The sequence below is a fragment of the Parvibaculum sp. genome, from assembly GCF_049651025.1.
Classification (GTDB): Bacteria; Pseudomonadota; Alphaproteobacteria; order Parvibaculales; family Parvibaculaceae; genus Parvibaculum.
The window spans coordinates 21,927-36,081 of the sequence record NZ_JBASBH010000059.1 but is presented as its reverse complement, the minus strand read 5'-3'; the positions used below and the strand labels follow the sequence as shown (position 1 = coordinate 36,081).

Sequence of the window (14,155 nt, the reverse complement as noted above, 5' to 3'; positions counted from 1 at the left end):
TAGCATTATGCGATCCTTACCGGGCGCGCTTCAGAAGATCGAGCAGCGGATGCGGCTCGGCTGACGCTTTCGAAACAGGTTTCTGCTCGCGAGACGCCTGCACAATGCGCGGCCCCGCAGCCGGTTGAGGCTGTGCCGCCGGACGACGCGTTTCGATGCCGCCAAGACGGTTCGCAATGTCGTTGCCCGCCTGAACCATCAGCGACAATTCATCGGCAAGAGCGCGGCCACGCTTGACCTGCTCTGTGAGAGCGCCGCCCGTCTCGTCGCTCGCCTGGCGAAGGCGCGTAATGGCAAGCATGGCCTGTTCCGTCGCGCCGGAAAGATCGCCGATAAGCTCGCGCAATCCGTCCTGGCCCGCGCGCATGGCACGCAAGCGCCGGTCGAGCGTCGCGCAATAGCCAATCGTTGCTGCGAGAAGCACGCAGACGATGACCTCAAGCATGAAATCCAAAGGCAAATTCATTTACGCGCTCCACCCAGATTGACCTCGCCAAGAGCAGCGCCGGCCACCTCGGTCCTGTTTTTCGTCTTGATGCCATGTTCGATACGCACGGCGACATTGTTACTCATGCGCCCGATGCGGCCCTGCGCCAGCGAAACACCGCCGCAGCGCATCTCGACCAGCGCATCCGGCCCATTATTGAGCATCAGGGTCTGGCCGACCTTGAAGTCCATGACGTCGCGCAGGCTGAGTTTCTGCTCGTCGAGAACCGCTTCAATCGGAACCTTGGTCGACCATAATTCAGTGGCAAGATGGCTTTCCCAGATCGAGTCGCGACCGAATTTTTCGCCCATGAACATCTGGAGCAGAAGCTCGCGGATCGGCTCCAGCGTCGCATAGGGCAAGAGCATCTCGATGCGTCCGCCGCGATCTTCCATATCGATGCGAAGCTTGACGAGAATGGCCGCGTTCGCAGGCCGCGCAATAGCGGCAAAACGCGGATTGGTTTCAATGCGATCAAGCTCAAGCGTCACAGGCGACAGTGGCTCGAAAGCCGCCTTCGCGTCCTGCAGCACGACTTCGATCATGCGCTGAACAAGATTGAGTTCGATTGTCGTATAGGGACGCCCCTCGATGCGCATCGCGGCCGTGCCGCGCCGCCCGCCGAGCAAAACGTCGACGATCGAATAGATGAGATTGGAATCGACCGTGAACATGCCGTAATTGTCCCACTCCTTCGCGCGGAAGACCGCGAGAACGGCAGGCAACGGAATGGAGTTCAGATAGTCGCCAAAGCGGATCGACGAAATATTGTCGAGGCTGACTTCGACGTTATCGGAAGTGAAATTGCGCAAGCTCGTGGTCATCAGGCGCACAAGCCTGTCGAACACGATTTCAAGCATCGGCAGGCGTTCATAAGACACGAGCGCCGAATTGATGATGGCGCGAATGCCGGTGCGATCGCCGATTTCCTCATTCTCGATTTCAAAACCGAGCAGGCTGTCGATCTCATCCTGATTGAGCACGCGCTCAGGCGCGGCGCGGAACGAGGCGTCTTTGACTTCGCCCTGCCCTGCGTCTTCAAGCGCCGACATTGCGGCCGCCATCTCGTCCTGATCGATTTCGTCGACTGTTGCCATGAAACTCGCCGCGCCTTGCTGATACCGGGGCTATAAACGAAAGCCTTACTGAACGATCACTTCTTTGAAGAGAATGTCGGTCGCCAAAGGCGGCTGAACTGCGAGATTTATGCGCCGCAGAAGTTCTTCCTTCACGCGCAACACACCCGCCGATCCCTCGAGATCCTCGGGGCGCAACTCGCGCAGGAAAATCTGAAAGCTGTCGAGCACGCGCGGAAGCTCCGCATCGAAACGCTTGGCGGCTTCGGCATCGACAACCTGCAACGTCACTTTCATTTTCAGAAAATGCTGGGGCGGCGGGCCGCTCAGATTGACGAGGAAGTCCGGCAGGTCATAAAAGACCGGCGCCGCAACGACCGCTTTCTTCTCCTCATGTCCACCGAGAAGGCCGGACATATAAACGCCGACCCCCGCGCCGATGAGAAGAACAAGCGGCAGCACGATGTAGAGAACGAGCACCTTGCCGCTCAGCTTGCGCTTCGCCGGTACTGCTTCCCCACCTTCTTCGTCGGAAGTGTCGGCGCTGATCGAAGCCATATTCTGTGCCCACCTTGCCCGCCGGCGGATGCCGCCGGTTTCATAGAGATCGCGCTTGACCGGCATGTCTTTTCCGGGTGCCCGAAGCGCATCCAAATATTTGCCTATTTTAGTTAATGAAGCGTTGCCCCCCGCCCGGCACAGCCTCCCGAACGCGGCAATTCCTGCCCGGTAAAGCCTGCCATAGAGGCCCGAGCGGCACTTCGAACATCCTTATAACACATTGATTTTATTGAAATTTCGAATTGGCACACCCCCTGCACATGAGGGAGCGGGCACATGGCGCTCGAACATTTGTTAGCACCGCTTCGGAACTGCAATGGAAAACGCTCTTCTCATAGGTCTGTCTCGCCAATCCGCAATGATGCGGCAGATGGCGACGATCGCGAACAATCTCGCGAACATGAATACGACTGCCTACAAGTCGCAGAGCATGCTGTTCGACGAATACGTGATGCCCGTCGCCAGTGAGGCAAGCCCCGACAAGACGCTCTCTTTCGTTCAGGACTATGGCCAGGTCCGCAATCTCGCCGACGGCGAAATGCAGACGACGGGCAATCCGCTCGACGTCGCGATTGCCGGCGAAGGCATGTTCAAGGTGCAGACGCCGCAAGGCCCGCAATATACGCGCAACGGCCACCTTCAGCTCGACAATAGCGGCCAGCTCATCACGTCGAACGGCTACCCCGTCATGACGGCGGCTGGCACGACGCTGAGCTTCACCAATGACGAAGGCCAGATCACCATTGCCAGCGACGGCACCGTCACGACGGATAAAGGCCAGCGCGGCAAGATTGCCCTCGTCAGCTTCGCAAACCTGCAGGAGCTGAAGGCGACCGGCGACAATCTCTATTCGACGACGCAGGCCGAAGTGCCGGTCGACAAGCCGCGCCTCGTGCAGGGCTCCATCGAAGGCTCGAACGTCAAGTCGATCATCGAAATGACCAACATGATCGACGTGATGCGCTCCTATGAAAGCGCCTCGAAGCTTGTCGACGCGGCAGACAACATGCGCCGTCAGGCAATTTCACAAATTGGAGGCACGGCCTGAGCCGCGCACTTCGACCAGAGACACCCGATTTAGTTAGAGACAAGGCCAAGGAACAGATCAATGCAGTCGCTCAGTATCGCCGCCACCGGCATGATGGCCCAGCAGCTCAATGTCGAGGTGATCTCGAACAACATCGCGAACATGAGCACATCGGGCTTCAAGCGTCAGCGCGCGGAGTTTCAGGATCTGCTCTACCAGAACCTGCGCCGCGTCGGCACCAACTCGTCGGATAGCGGCACCATCGTGCCCTCCGGCGTGCAGATCGGTCTCGGCGTCAAGACGGGCTCCGTCTATCGCATCATGACGCAGGGCGACATGAACAATACAGGCAACAAGCTCGACGTCGCCATTCAGGGCCGCGGCTATTTCCGCGTACAGATGCCGAGCGGTACGGATTCCTTCACGCGCGCCGGTAATTTCCAGCTCAGCCCCACCGGCCAGATCGTGACGTCCGACGGCTACACGGTTGCCCCCGGCATCACCATTCCGCCGGAAGCGACCGATATCACAATCAGCAAGGACGGCCAGGTTCAGGCCACGATCCCCGGCCAGACCGCGCCGCAGATTGTCGGCCAGCTTGAGCTGTCCAACTTCCAGAACGAAGGCGGCCTCGATCCGCTGGGCGACAACCTCTTTGGCGAAACCGCCGCGAGCGGCGCGCCGACCACCGGTTCGCCAGCTTCGGCAGGCTTCGGCGGTTTGCAGCAGGGCTTCCTTGAAACATCGAACGTCAATGCCGTGACCGAAATCTCGGACCTCATCACTGCCCAGCGGGCTTACGAGATGAACGCCAAGGTCATCACCGCTTCCGACGAAATGATGTCGGTCACGTCGAACCTGAAGTAACGGCACTCTTTTAGGATTATCGCCAAATGTTCTCCCGTCTGAGTCTCGCCGCCCTTCCCCTCGCCGCCGCGCTCGCATTCGCAGGCACAGCCTCCGCTGCCGAGCTTCGCTCGTCGGCCATGGTGAGCACCAATGCCGTGACGCTTGGCGATCTCTTCGACGACGCAGGCGATGCGGCTCAGGCCATCGTCACCGACGCGCCCGCGCCCGGCACGGCCATGGACATTTCCGTGTCGCGCATCTCGCTGATCGCGCGGCGCAACGGCGTTGCCTGGCGCAACACCACCGGCCTGACGCACGTCACCGTCGCACGCAGCGGCGTCGCCGTGCCGGAAGCGGAAGTCTCCGCCGCCATCGCCGCCGCGATCACGAACCAGACGCCATCGCTTCTTTCCACCGCCAAGTTGCAGGTCGATTACGCCAATGGCGCGTCTGGCATTCAGGTCGCCGAAACGGCCGCCCGTACCGTCAAGGTCGAGCAGATCGCCTTCAACACACGCACCGGCTATTTCGATGTGTTGCTGCGCGCGCCCGCCGACGATCTTTCCAGCGCCCCGCGCCGCGTTTCCGGCCGCGCCTATCCGATCGTGGATGTGCCGGTTTTGACGCGCGACGTTGCGCCGGGCGATGTCGTGCGCTCGCAGGACGTCGACTGGATCAAACTTCCTGCCGATCGCGTCAGCAACAACATCATCACGGCGCAGGCAAGCCTCGTCGGCATGTCGCCGCGCCATCCCCTGCGGACCGGCGAGCCTTTGCGCACATCCGATGTGCAGCCGCCCGTCGTTGTCGCAAAAGGCGCGACGATCGACATGAGCTATGTCACCGGCAGCCTGACCCTGCTGGCACGCGGCCGCGCCATCCAGAGCGGCGCCGTCGGCGACACGATCGACGTCGTAAACCCGCGCTCGAACCGCACGGTGCAAGGCATCATCGACGGCCCGAACCATGTGCGGATCGAAGCGATGAGCGCACCGCGCCTCGTCGATCTCAAATCCTGACCCATTCGACCCGACCGTAATTATTCGCAACACCGCGTAATCGAGAAGAGGCCCCCATGTTCATCCGTCGCGCGCTCGGCCTTGCAGTTGCCGCCACGCTCACCGCCAGCCTTGCAGGTTGCGGCGCGCTCAATCGCATCGATCAGATCGGCGCGGCGCCTGCACTCGCACCGATCAGCAATCCGACATCGACGCCCGGCTATCGCCCGGTCAGCATGCCGATGCCCGCGCCCGAACAGGTCGTCTACCAGCCGAACTCGCTCTGGCGTTCAGGCTCTCGCGCCTTCTTCCGCGACCAGCGCGCGGCAAAGATCGGCGATATCCTGACCGTCATCATCAACATTGCCGACAGCGCGAAGGTCAACAATGCGACGAAGCGCACGCGCGCAAACTCCGAAAGCGCCGCCGCGCCGAACCTGCTCGGCTTTGAATCCAAACTGAAGAATGTGCTGCCCGACGCCGTGAACCCGACCGCCCTGATCGATGCAACCAGCGCCGGTTCAAGCGCGGGCGCAGGCTCCGTCGACCGCAAGGAAAATGTCGAACTGACGGTCGCCGGCGTCGTCACGCAAGTTCTCCCGAACGGCAATCTCGTCATCGAGGGCCGCCAGGAAGTGCGCGTCAATTACGAGGTCCGCGAACTTCTGATCGCAGGCATCGTGCGCCCCGAGGATATTTCGAACACCAACACCATCCTGCACACGCAGATCGCAGAAGCGCGCATCTCTTATGGCGGGCGCGGACAGCTCACCGATGTGCAGCAGCCCCGCTACGGCCAGCAGCTCTACGATGTCCTCATGCCTTTCTGATCGCGCCGCTCGCACCGGCTGAAACGCAAAACGCGGCCCTCGAAGGGGCCGCGTTTTCTTTTGCTTTACGAAAGTTGTCGCGCTCACTCGTCGCGATAGACTTTCTCACGCCGCTCATGACGCTCCTGCGCTTCAATCGAAAGCGTTGCGATCGGGCGCGCATCGAGCCTTTTCAGACTGATGGGTTCGCCTGTTTCCTCGCAATAGCCGTAAGTGCCCTCTTCGATCCTGCGAAGCGCAGAGTCGATCTTCGAGACGAGTTTGCGTTGACGATCACGCGTACGAAGTTCGAGCGAACGCTCCGTCTCTGTCGACGCGCGGTCGGACAGATCGGGATGCTGCACAGTCTCTTCCTGAAGATGCTGCAGCGTCTCGCGGTTTTCGAGGAGAATGTCCTCTTTCCACTTTTCGAGCTTGCGGCGAAAATATTCACGCTGCCGCTTGTTCATGAACGGCTCGTCGTCGGACGGCGTATAGCCTTTAGGTAACCGGACTACCATTCGCCTTGATCTCTCCTGAGACATCCCCTGCCGTAGGGGCCGATGCGAAAACGCGGCGGAGTATAGGGAGAGGAGTCGCGATTCTCAACAACCTAGGACAAGTCGGGGAAATTAGGCGTAACCGGTTGAAGTATATAGGAAAAATATTCCGATTCGCACGCGCCAAACATGAAGGCGCGACTATCAGTCCTTCGGGAAGGAACCGAATTTGGCAAGTTCCACACGGGCGCGCAGCTCGATGTGGCCAAGAATATCGGCCAATTGCGGATCTCGCACCTGGGCCTGCTGCCCTTCTACGACGCTGAGAAGGCGATTGAGCTTGGCCTCGGGGATTTGCCCGGAAAGAAGTGCCAGCTTGATGTCATCCAGGATGTCGAGCATCTGCTCGCCGCGTGCAACCGCGCGCCGGGGCGCCGTCGTTGCATCGCCAAGAGCGCCGGTTTCCTGCAAGGCGAGAAGAGAGTCGACCGCCGTAAGTGACGCCAACCCCCCAAGGCCCGCAAGCCCGCGCCCCTCTTCGGCACCGGATGGAGCAAAGCCTGACCCAAGGCCGCGTGAGGAAACCCCACCCTTGCCCGAGGTCTGTCCGATCTGGCGTGATCCGCCAATCTTCATCAACTTGCCCTTTAGCCCAAGCCGCCTTGGCGAAACTCGACCCGCGCGGCTCCATCAATATGCAGCATGATCCTCATGGGTTAAGGCGACGTTAAGCTTACCCAAACGTGGCGGTAGATTCTGCCGGGCATCGGGAACAACCTGCCTGACGACACGTCCATAAAGGTTTTTGCCCCCATGGGCCGAAAATAAACAACAAGTAAAATCAATGGGTTAGAAGAGCATATTCGAATGCACCGTCATGGCACGGCTTTCGCTTAAAGGAACCCGTGTCCTTACGCGTTCAGACGGTCATTGCATGTTCAGACTGCTCTCCAGTTTTCTCCAGTCATCCGTGAAGCTTGCCGTCATGGCATGCGCGCTGACGTTCGTTATCTCCGAACCCGCCGCCGCAGCGTCCCGGATCAAGGACATCGTTGATGTCGAGGGTATTCGCGACAACTTGCTGGTGGGCTATGGCCTCGTCGTCGGCCTGAACGGCACGGGCGACACGCTGCGCAACGCGCCTTTCACACAACAGAGCCTGACAGCCATGCTGGAACGCCTCGGCGTGAATACGCGTGGCAGCCAGCTCAAGACCGCAAACGTCGCCGCCGTCATGGTAACGGCAAGCCTTCCGCCCTTCTCGTCTCAGGGCACACGCATCGACGTGACGGTAAGCGCGCTGGGCGACGCCACGAACCTGCAAGGCGGCGTACTGCTGGTGACCCCGCTGATGGGTGCCGACGGTCAGGTCTATGCCGTCTCGCAAGGGCCCGTCGCTACGGGCGGCTTTGCCGCCAAGGGTGACGCAGGCTCGGTGACGCGCGGCGTCCCGACAAATGCCCGCATTTCCAATGGCGCAATCGTTGAACGCGAAATCGACTTCAAGCTCGCTGAGCTGCGCACATTGCGCCTGTCGCTGCGCAACCCCGACCTGACGACCGCACAGCGCGTCGCAGGCGCCATCAACACTTTTCTCGGCCAGCCCGCCGCAATGGCGGACAATCCGACAACCGTTCAGCTCTCCGTCCCCTCCGCCTATACCGGCAACGTCGTGAACCTGCTGACCGATATCGAGCAGCTCCGCGTCGAGCCCGATTTGCCCGCGCGCGTCGTCATTGATGAAGGTTCGGGCATCATCGTCATGGGTCAGGACGTGCGCGTCAGCAAGGTCGCTATTGCGCAAGGAAATCTGACGATCAGCGTCACCGAGACGCCGCAGGTCAGCCAGCCCGCGCCCTTCTCGAATACAGGCCAGACGGTCGTCGTTCCGCGCACCAATGTTCAGGTCGACGAACCCAAAGGCACCAAGCTCGCCCTTGTCGATGGCAGCATCAGCCTGAAAGAACTTGTGGACGGGCTCAATGCGCTCGGCGTCAGCCCGCGCGACATGATCAGCATATTGCAGGCAATCAAGGCCGCAGGCGCGCTGCAGGCTGAAATCGAGGTGATGTAATGACCATCGCCGCCGCAGCCGCCGCCACGCCATCCGCCCTGCATTTGCAGCTCCAGAGCCAGTCTTCGCGCAAGGATGCCCGCGCCTGGTCGACGGCTCAGGAGTTTGAATCACAGTTCATCTCGACCATGACCCAAACCATGTTCGAAGGGATCAAGACCGACAGCTTTTTCGGCGGCGGCCCGGGCGAAGACATGTTCCGCTCAATGCTTGTCGACCAATATGGCAAGGAAATGAGCAAGGCCGGCGGCATCGGCATTGCCGACAAGATTTATGGCGAAATTCTGAAGCTTCAGGAGCACAAACCATGAGCGCCACACCACGCCTGGCTGCACAGGAATTGGCCCCAACGGATCTGGTCGAGCGTCTTCTGGACGTCAGCGCCCGCCTGACCGACATCATATGCTGCGAAACCGGGTATCTGGAATCGCACCAGCCGCTCAGGATCGGCGAGCTTCAGGAAGAAAAAACCCGTCTCGCCAACGAATATGCCATGGATATTCAGGCGATCAGCCTGCGCAAGGAACTGATCGACCGCGCACCGGCCGAAAAAGTCGCCAGACTTAAAACCGCAATGGCCAAGCTCGACGCGGCGCTCGTCACCAACCAGAACATGCTCGGTGCCGTCAAATCCGTGTCTGAAAAGATACTGAAATCCGTCGCCGACACCGTAAACGAGCGCAAGGCGCCGCCGGTTGGATATGGCCGGAACGCGGCGATAACCCGCCCGGCCAGCGGCCGGGGCGCGGCCATCGCACTCGACTCTCGTATCTGACTGCCGCGCTCGACGCGGCCCATCAACGATCAGAGAAATTAACCTCGCGCTAACCCTGTTTGCGGGAGTTTAGTGTCCAGGGCAATTTGAAGGGCACCACCATGTCGAAATCCGCCAGGAAGCAAGCGCCTCGGGGGCGCGGCAATATCGAGCAGATTCTCGGAGGTGCCATGGCCTTGCAAAGTCAGGGGCACGCGAAAGAGGCGGAAAACGTCTACCGCAAAATCCTTGAAAAATTCCCCGGCCATCCCGGTACTTTGCGGCTCATGGCCGTCCTCGCGCATGAGACGGGCAAAAATAGCGAAAAAGCGATCGACCTTCTGCGTCAGGCGATCGACAGCGATCCGGATTTTGCCCTCGCCCATTTGAACCTCGGCCACCTTCTCTCGGTCAAAGGTCATACCCGCGAGGCGATCTTTCATTTTTCCGAAGCCTCGCGCCTCAATCCCACCGACATCGAAGCGCTTTTCGAACAGGCGCGCTTGCTGAAGGAAGACGGCCAGACGGAGCAGGCCCTCGCCATTTATGATCGCATCGTTGGAATCAACGACACAGATCCACGCGGCCATCGCGGACGCGGATCGATCCTGGCGACCAAGGGCGACGACGCAAAGGAAGACGCCGCCGCAGCCATGCGCAAAGCTGTCGAACTGGCGCCCGACGATCACATCACGGTCTTGCACAAGGCGACGGTCCTTGCCGAGCTGGATTTCAATGATGAGGCTGCGACTGCCTTTGAGCGCGCACTCGAACTTTTCCCCGACGATCCCGAAACGCTGTTTTCCTTCGCCAATCTGGTCCGCGACCGGGGTGAGACGCAGCGCGCGGTCGACCTGTTTTCACGCGCCATCGAGATCAATCCCGACTACGCGGCGGCCTACAGCAATCTCGGCAACATTCTGTCTGAAGAAGCCTTGCTGGAAGAAGCCATCGCCTGCGCGCAGAAGGCTGTGGCGCTGAGGCCGGACCTCGTGGAGGCCTACAACAATCTCGGTTCGGCGCTGCAGACGGCTTGCCGCCCCGCCGAGGCGGTTGAGACCTACACCAAGGCGCTTTCGCTGCGCCCCAACGACGACGCGATGCTGTGGAACTTCGCATTGTGCCTGCTCGCAATCGGCCGCATCGAAGATGGTTGGGATATTTACGGCTATGGCTTTACCAGCGGGCAGCGTCTGCCCTTCCGCCCCTTCCCCGGCCTGATCTGGCAGGGCGAAAATCTCAGCGGCAAGACGATCATGATCACGCGCGAGCAGGGACTCGGCGACGATCTGCGTTTCTCGACCTGCTTCCACGACATCATTGCGGAAGCCGGTCACGTCATCATCGAAACCAATGACCGTCTGGTGCCGCTCTATCAGCGCACATGGCCGCAAGCGACCGTGCGCCCTGAAACCGGGCGCTCCACCGGCCTGCTCACCTATGGACCGGACGAAGTTGACTTCGACTACACCGCGCCCGCAGGCATTATAGCTTCAATGCGTCGGCGTTCCTCCAACGCCTTTCCCAAACAATGCAGACCGCTGATCGCCGACCCGGAACAGCGCCTGAAGGCGCGCGCCTGGCTCGACACGCTGGGCGCAGGCCCGAAGATCGGTTTGACATGGCGCTCCGGCATGAGAAACCCCGTCCGCGACATCGTCGCCACCCAACCGGCCGACTGGGCGAAGTTTCTGGAAAGCGAAGGCGCAAAGCTCATCAATCTACAGTTCGGCAATCCCGACGATGAGATCCGCGAAGCCGCCGAAAAATACGGCCTGACGATCCATCAAATGCCCGGTCTCGACACGCATAACGACCTCGACGGCACGGCGGCACTGACCGCTGAACTCGACTGCGCCGTCGGCTTGTGGAATGCCGCGACGGAAATGGCAGGCGCGCTGGGTGTTCCCGGCGTCATCTACATGCCCGCCCATCACCCCATGCAGCTCGGAACGGGCGCCCTGCCCTGGCATCCCAGCCTGAAGACCCATTCGGTGATGCCCGGCTTCGATCATGCGGATTTGATCCGGCACATAGAGAGCGATGTCCGCACTCGCCTCAAATCCATCGTCTGACGATCATCTGAAATCAATTTTATAAAAAAATTTGAAGGCCGGAACGGATAACCCGTCTCCGGCCTTTTTGTTGCGCCATGCGCTCACCGCGCAATTTCTCCCGGGCAATTATTTCCCCGCACCGGCACAGGCTGCCGGTCAGTCCAAAGACAAAGAATACCTAAGTCATTGAAATATAACAGATTTAAAACTGGCACGCCGTTTGCGAACTCCTTGGCACGACTGAAAGATGCAAAAGGTTCGAAGACATGTTCCGCAGTTGGCTACCAGCACAAGCGCTTGAGGACGGTTCAATGACCGGTCCGGCTTCATGTGCGACTGCACGGGACGTTTACGTAGAATTAAGCATTAATTTTCAGTATGGCACTCGAGCCGGGTTGAGACACGCCGGCGGAACCCTGGAGGGTTACTATTATGGCTGATGTGGTTCTTTCTGGTGCGATGCGGTCCAACCTGCTCAGCATGCAGAACACGGCGAAGCTCCTTGACCAGACGCAACAGCGTGTTGCGACCGGCCTCAAGGTCAGCAGCGCCATCGACAATCCGCAATCCTTCTTCACTGCGCAGGGATTGAACAATCGCGCTTCGGACCTGAGCACCTTGCTCGACAGCATGGGCCTTGCCGTTCAGACCCTGAACGCCGCAAGCCAGGGCATCGACGCGATCCAGAAGCTCGTGCAGCAGGCCAAGGCGACTGCCAACCAGGCGCTGCAGACGACCGTCACCGCGGCGACGGATAGCCAGGTGATCTCGCCCGGCACCTTCAATGCCAGCGCAGGCATGAAGACCCTCGTCATCACGATTGCCGGCCAGTCCGCCGTCACCGTCAACCTGACGAGCAACATCACAAGCGCTGGCGACCTGAAGACCGCCCTCTCGGGCCAGGTCTCGGGGCTGACAGTTTCCTCGTCCGGCGGCGCTCTCAAATTCTCCGTCGGGTCCGGTGATAACTTCACCATCTCCGGCACGGCCATCGGTTCGGTCATCGGCTCCAACGTCTCGACATCGAACGGCGCGAACCGCAACAAGCAGGTCAACGACTATAACGCCCTGCTCGACCAGATCGACCAGCTCGCATCCGATGCCAGCTTCAACGGCATCAACCTTCTTCAGTCGGGCAGCACCCTGCTGGTGAACTTCAACGAGCGACAGACATCACGGCTGAACATTACCGGGTCCAACACTTCTTCGACTGGCCTCGGCATGCAGAGACTGACTTATGCCGACTTCGCGACCAATGACGGTGTAAAGGCAGCGCAGGCGCATGATGATCGCGCCATGTCCACGCTGCGCACGACGGCAACGTCGTTCGCATCGAGCCTCTCCGTGGTGCAGTCGCGTCAGGACTTCACGAAGAACATGATCAACACGCTTCAGACCGGCGCTTCAGGCCTGACGCTCGCCGACACGAACGAAGAAGGCGCCAACCTTCTGGCTCTCCAGACGCGCCAGCAGCTCGGTATCTCGGCACTGTCGATCGCCAACCAGTCGCAGCAGAGCATTCTCAAGCTCTTCTGATCGCGAATAAAAATTCAAGAAATCCCAAGCAAACGGGGCCCTTCGGGGTCCCGTTTTGTTTTGAGGGCATGGGTCTGAATTTTTTTGTGAAAATTTTGGCGGCATTTTACCGGCTCTTAACGCCTTCAGGATCAAGATCGGCACCAAGCTCAGGATGAGCTGAATATTTGTTCCTAGGAAAGGAAGCTTCCATGTCCGGTATTTCCCTCTCGACCGCCGTTCGCCAGAACCTGCTCACGCTGCAGGACACTGCGTCCATGATGTCCTCGACCCAGAACCGTCTTGCGACGGGCAACAAGGTCAACACAGCCGTCGACAATCCGAACTCCTACTTCACCGCTGCGGGCCTGAACAACCGCGCGTCCGATCTCTCGACCCTGCAGGACAGCATGTCCCTCGCAGTGCAGACGGTGAACGCCGCCAGCCAGGGCATCGACGGCATCACGAAGCTCGTTTCTCAGGCGAAGTCGGTTGCGAACCAGGCTCTTCAGACGACGGTGTCGTCTGCAACGTCCAAGTCGACGGTTACAGCCCACACCTTCAATGCCACTGCTGGCGCACAGACCTTGAAAATCAAGGTCGGCAGCAATGCCGAGACGTCGATCAGCCTGACCACCGACGTCACCAGCGCCGGCGTCCTCAAGACCGCCCTCTCCGGCAAGGTGAGCGGCCTGACGATCTCGCAGTCTGGCGGCTCGCTCACCTTCTCAGTCGCTAGCGGCGACAACTTCACGATTTCCGGCACCGCGGCGACGACGCTCGGCATCGGCGCTTCGACCTCCAACGGCGCGAACCGCTCGAAGTTCGAAAAGCAGTACAACGACCTGCTGACGCAGATCGACCAGATGTCCAACGACGCAAGCTTCAACGGCGTCAACCTGCTGAAGAGCGGCACCACGCTGACGGTGAGCTTCAACGAAAAGCAGACGTCAAAGCTCGACATTGCCGGCGTGAAGATGGACGCTGCGGGCCTCGGCCTGTCGTCGGTCTCCACCTGGAGCGGCGGCGACGCGAACGTCAACTCGTCGATTGCTTCTCTCGATAAGGCAACCACGGACCTGCGTGCTCAGTCTTCGACCTTCGGTTCAAACCTCGCCGTCGTGCAGAACCGTCAGGACTTCACGAAGAACATGATCAACACGCTGCAGACGGGCGCCTCCGGCCTCACGCTTGCGGACACGAACCTGGAAGCCGCGAACCTTCTCGCCCTCCAGACCCGCCAGTCGCTGGCCACGACAGCCCTCTCGCTGTCCAACCAGGCTCAGTCGAGCATCCTGTCGATCCTGCGTTAATCGCGCGGAATTACGACTACCGAGGCGGCGGGGACGAGAGTCCCCGCCGATTTCTTTGCAGCCCCCGCAAATCCCTCAATATGAGGTAATCTCCAGGCTAATCCCGCGGGCGGGAATCACTATGATCGGGACGAA

The 14,155-nt window shown here is 60.1% G+C and carries 15 protein-coding genes; 10 read left to right on the top strand and 5 right to left on the bottom strand.

The genetic code is table 11. The features are described 5' to 3' along the window. Positions 1 to 16 precede the first annotated feature (16 nt). The 3 genes from WA943_RS07695 to WA943_RS07685 are packed head-to-tail and all read right to left on the bottom strand — an operon-like array spanning position 17 to position 2,121. Complete coding sequence (locus WA943_RS07695; RefSeq protein WP_424469280.1) at positions 17 to 466, bottom strand: DUF6468 domain-containing protein; 450 nt, start codon at positions 464 to 466, stop codon at positions 17 to 19. Continuing rightward, entirely contained in the window at positions 463 to 1,584 is a 1,122-nt protein-coding gene (fliM, locus tag WA943_RS07690) for a flagellar motor switch protein FliM (protein ID WP_424469279.1), read from the bottom strand. Before fliM ends, WA943_RS07695 begins: the two co-directional genes overlap by 4 nt. A 45-nt stretch (positions 1,585 to 1,629) precedes the next feature. Then, on the bottom strand, positions 1,630 to 2,121 hold the full coding sequence (locus tag WA943_RS07685) for a flagellar basal body-associated FliL family protein (protein WP_424469278.1): 492 nt from the start codon (positions 2,119 to 2,121) through the stop codon (positions 1,630 to 1,632). A 319-nt stretch (positions 2,122 to 2,440) separates the two neighbouring features. Here WA943_RS07685 and flgF point away from each other — a divergent pair, with 319 nt between their 5' ends. From flgF to flgH, 4 genes are read left to right on the top strand one after another with little or no spacing between them, the layout of a single operon-like run. Further along, a complete protein-coding gene (gene flgF / locus WA943_RS07680) occupies positions 2,441 to 3,172 on the top strand; it encodes a flagellar basal-body rod protein FlgF (protein ID WP_424469277.1) in 732 nt (243 codons plus the stop codon). A 60-nt stretch (positions 3,173 to 3,232) separates the two neighbouring features. Continuing rightward, positions 3,233 to 4,018, top strand: coding sequence for a flagellar basal-body rod protein FlgG (gene flgG, locus WA943_RS07675; RefSeq protein WP_424469276.1), 786 nt, complete (start codon positions 3,233 to 3,235; stop codon positions 4,016 to 4,018). A gap of 26 nt (positions 4,019 to 4,044) precedes the next feature. Continuing rightward, positions 4,045 to 5,019, top strand: a complete 975-nt coding sequence (gene flgA / locus WA943_RS07670) for a flagellar basal body P-ring formation chaperone FlgA (protein WP_424469275.1) — start codon at positions 4,045 to 4,047, stop codon at positions 5,017 to 5,019. A gap of 56 nt (positions 5,020 to 5,075) precedes the next feature. After that, positions 5,076 to 5,828 (top strand): flagellar basal body L-ring protein FlgH, encoded by a 753-nt coding sequence (gene flgH / locus WA943_RS07665; RefSeq protein ID WP_424469274.1) that lies wholly within the window; start codon positions 5,076 to 5,078, stop codon positions 5,826 to 5,828. Between the two features lie 83 nt (positions 5,829 to 5,911). On the opposite strand, the gene dksA is transcribed toward flgH, so the two are convergent. Continuing rightward, on the bottom strand, positions 5,912 to 6,328 hold the full coding sequence (gene dksA / locus WA943_RS07660) for an RNA polymerase-binding protein DksA (protein WP_424469273.1): 417 nt from the start codon (positions 6,326 to 6,328) through the stop codon (positions 5,912 to 5,914). Between the two features lie 183 nt (positions 6,329 to 6,511). Beyond that, complete coding sequence (locus tag WA943_RS07655; RefSeq protein WP_424469272.1) at positions 6,512 to 6,943, bottom strand: flagellar assembly protein FliX; 432 nt, start codon at positions 6,941 to 6,943, stop codon at positions 6,512 to 6,514. A gap of 298 nt (positions 6,944 to 7,241) precedes the next feature. Here WA943_RS07655 and WA943_RS07650 point away from each other — a divergent pair, with 298 nt between their 5' ends. From WA943_RS07650 to WA943_RS07625, 6 genes are all read left to right on the top strand, one after another. Continuing rightward, complete coding sequence (locus WA943_RS07650) at positions 7,242 to 8,381, top strand: flagellar basal body P-ring protein FlgI (protein WP_424469271.1); 1,140 nt, start codon at positions 7,242 to 7,244, stop codon at positions 8,379 to 8,381. After that, complete coding sequence (locus WA943_RS07645) at positions 8,381 to 8,692, top strand: rod-binding protein (RefSeq protein ID WP_424469270.1); 312 nt, start codon at positions 8,381 to 8,383, stop codon at positions 8,690 to 8,692. Before WA943_RS07650 ends, WA943_RS07645 begins: the two co-directional genes overlap by 1 nt. Continuing rightward, positions 8,689 to 9,156 (top strand): hypothetical protein, encoded by a 468-nt coding sequence (locus WA943_RS07640; protein ID WP_424469269.1) that lies wholly within the window; start codon positions 8,689 to 8,691, stop codon positions 9,154 to 9,156. The genes WA943_RS07645 and WA943_RS07640 overlap by 4 nt, the downstream gene beginning before the upstream one ends. Positions 9,157 to 9,326: 170 nt before the next feature. Next, entirely contained in the window at positions 9,327 to 11,210 is a 1,884-nt protein-coding gene (locus WA943_RS07635; protein WP_424469268.1) for a tetratricopeptide repeat protein, read from the top strand. Positions 11,211 to 11,624: 414 nt separating this feature from the next. Then, complete coding sequence (locus WA943_RS07630) at positions 11,625 to 12,728, top strand: flagellin (protein WP_424469267.1); 1,104 nt, start codon at positions 11,625 to 11,627, stop codon at positions 12,726 to 12,728. Positions 12,729 to 12,919: 191 nt separating this feature from the next. Next, entirely contained in the window at positions 12,920 to 14,020 is a 1,101-nt protein-coding gene (locus WA943_RS07625) for a flagellin (protein WP_424469266.1), read from the top strand. Positions 14,021 to 14,155 lie beyond the last annotated feature (135 nt).

Excerpts from the sequence above, each read along its gene's own strand:
- WA943_RS07695 (WP_424469280.1), bottom strand. The coding sequence starts at position 466 with ATGAATTTGCCTTTGGATTTCATGCTTGAGGTCATCGTCTGCGTGCTT.
- fliM (WP_424469279.1), bottom strand. The coding sequence starts at position 1,584 with ATGGCAACAGTCGACGAAATCGATCAGGACGAGATGGCGGCCGCAATG.
- WA943_RS07685 (WP_424469278.1), bottom strand. The coding sequence starts at position 2,121 with ATGGCTTCGATCAGCGCCGACACTTCCGACGAAGAAGGTGGGGAAGCA.
- flgF (WP_424469277.1), top strand. The coding sequence starts at position 2,441 with ATGGAAAACGCTCTTCTCATAGGTCTGTCTCGCCAATCCGCAATGATG.
- flgG (WP_424469276.1), top strand. The coding sequence starts at position 3,233 with ATGCAGTCGCTCAGTATCGCCGCCACCGGCATGATGGCCCAGCAGCTC.
- flgA (WP_424469275.1), top strand. The coding sequence starts at position 4,045 with ATGTTCTCCCGTCTGAGTCTCGCCGCCCTTCCCCTCGCCGCCGCGCTC.
- flgH (WP_424469274.1), top strand. The coding sequence starts at position 5,076 with ATGTTCATCCGTCGCGCGCTCGGCCTTGCAGTTGCCGCCACGCTCACC.
- dksA (WP_424469273.1), bottom strand. The coding sequence starts at position 6,328 with ATGGTAGTCCGGTTACCTAAAGGCTATACGCCGTCCGACGACGAGCCG.
- WA943_RS07655 (WP_424469272.1), bottom strand. The coding sequence starts at position 6,943 with ATGAAGATTGGCGGATCACGCCAGATCGGACAGACCTCGGGCAAGGGT.
- WA943_RS07650 (WP_424469271.1), top strand. The coding sequence starts at position 7,242 with ATGTTCAGACTGCTCTCCAGTTTTCTCCAGTCATCCGTGAAGCTTGCC.
- WA943_RS07645 (WP_424469270.1), top strand. The coding sequence starts at position 8,381 with ATGACCATCGCCGCCGCAGCCGCCGCCACGCCATCCGCCCTGCATTTG.
- WA943_RS07640 (WP_424469269.1), top strand. The coding sequence starts at position 8,689 with ATGAGCGCCACACCACGCCTGGCTGCACAGGAATTGGCCCCAACGGAT.
- WA943_RS07635 (WP_424469268.1), top strand. The coding sequence starts at position 9,327 with ATGGCCTTGCAAAGTCAGGGGCACGCGAAAGAGGCGGAAAACGTCTAC.
- WA943_RS07630 (WP_424469267.1), top strand. The coding sequence starts at position 11,625 with ATGGCTGATGTGGTTCTTTCTGGTGCGATGCGGTCCAACCTGCTCAGC.
- WA943_RS07625 (WP_424469266.1), top strand. The coding sequence starts at position 12,920 with ATGTCCGGTATTTCCCTCTCGACCGCCGTTCGCCAGAACCTGCTCACG.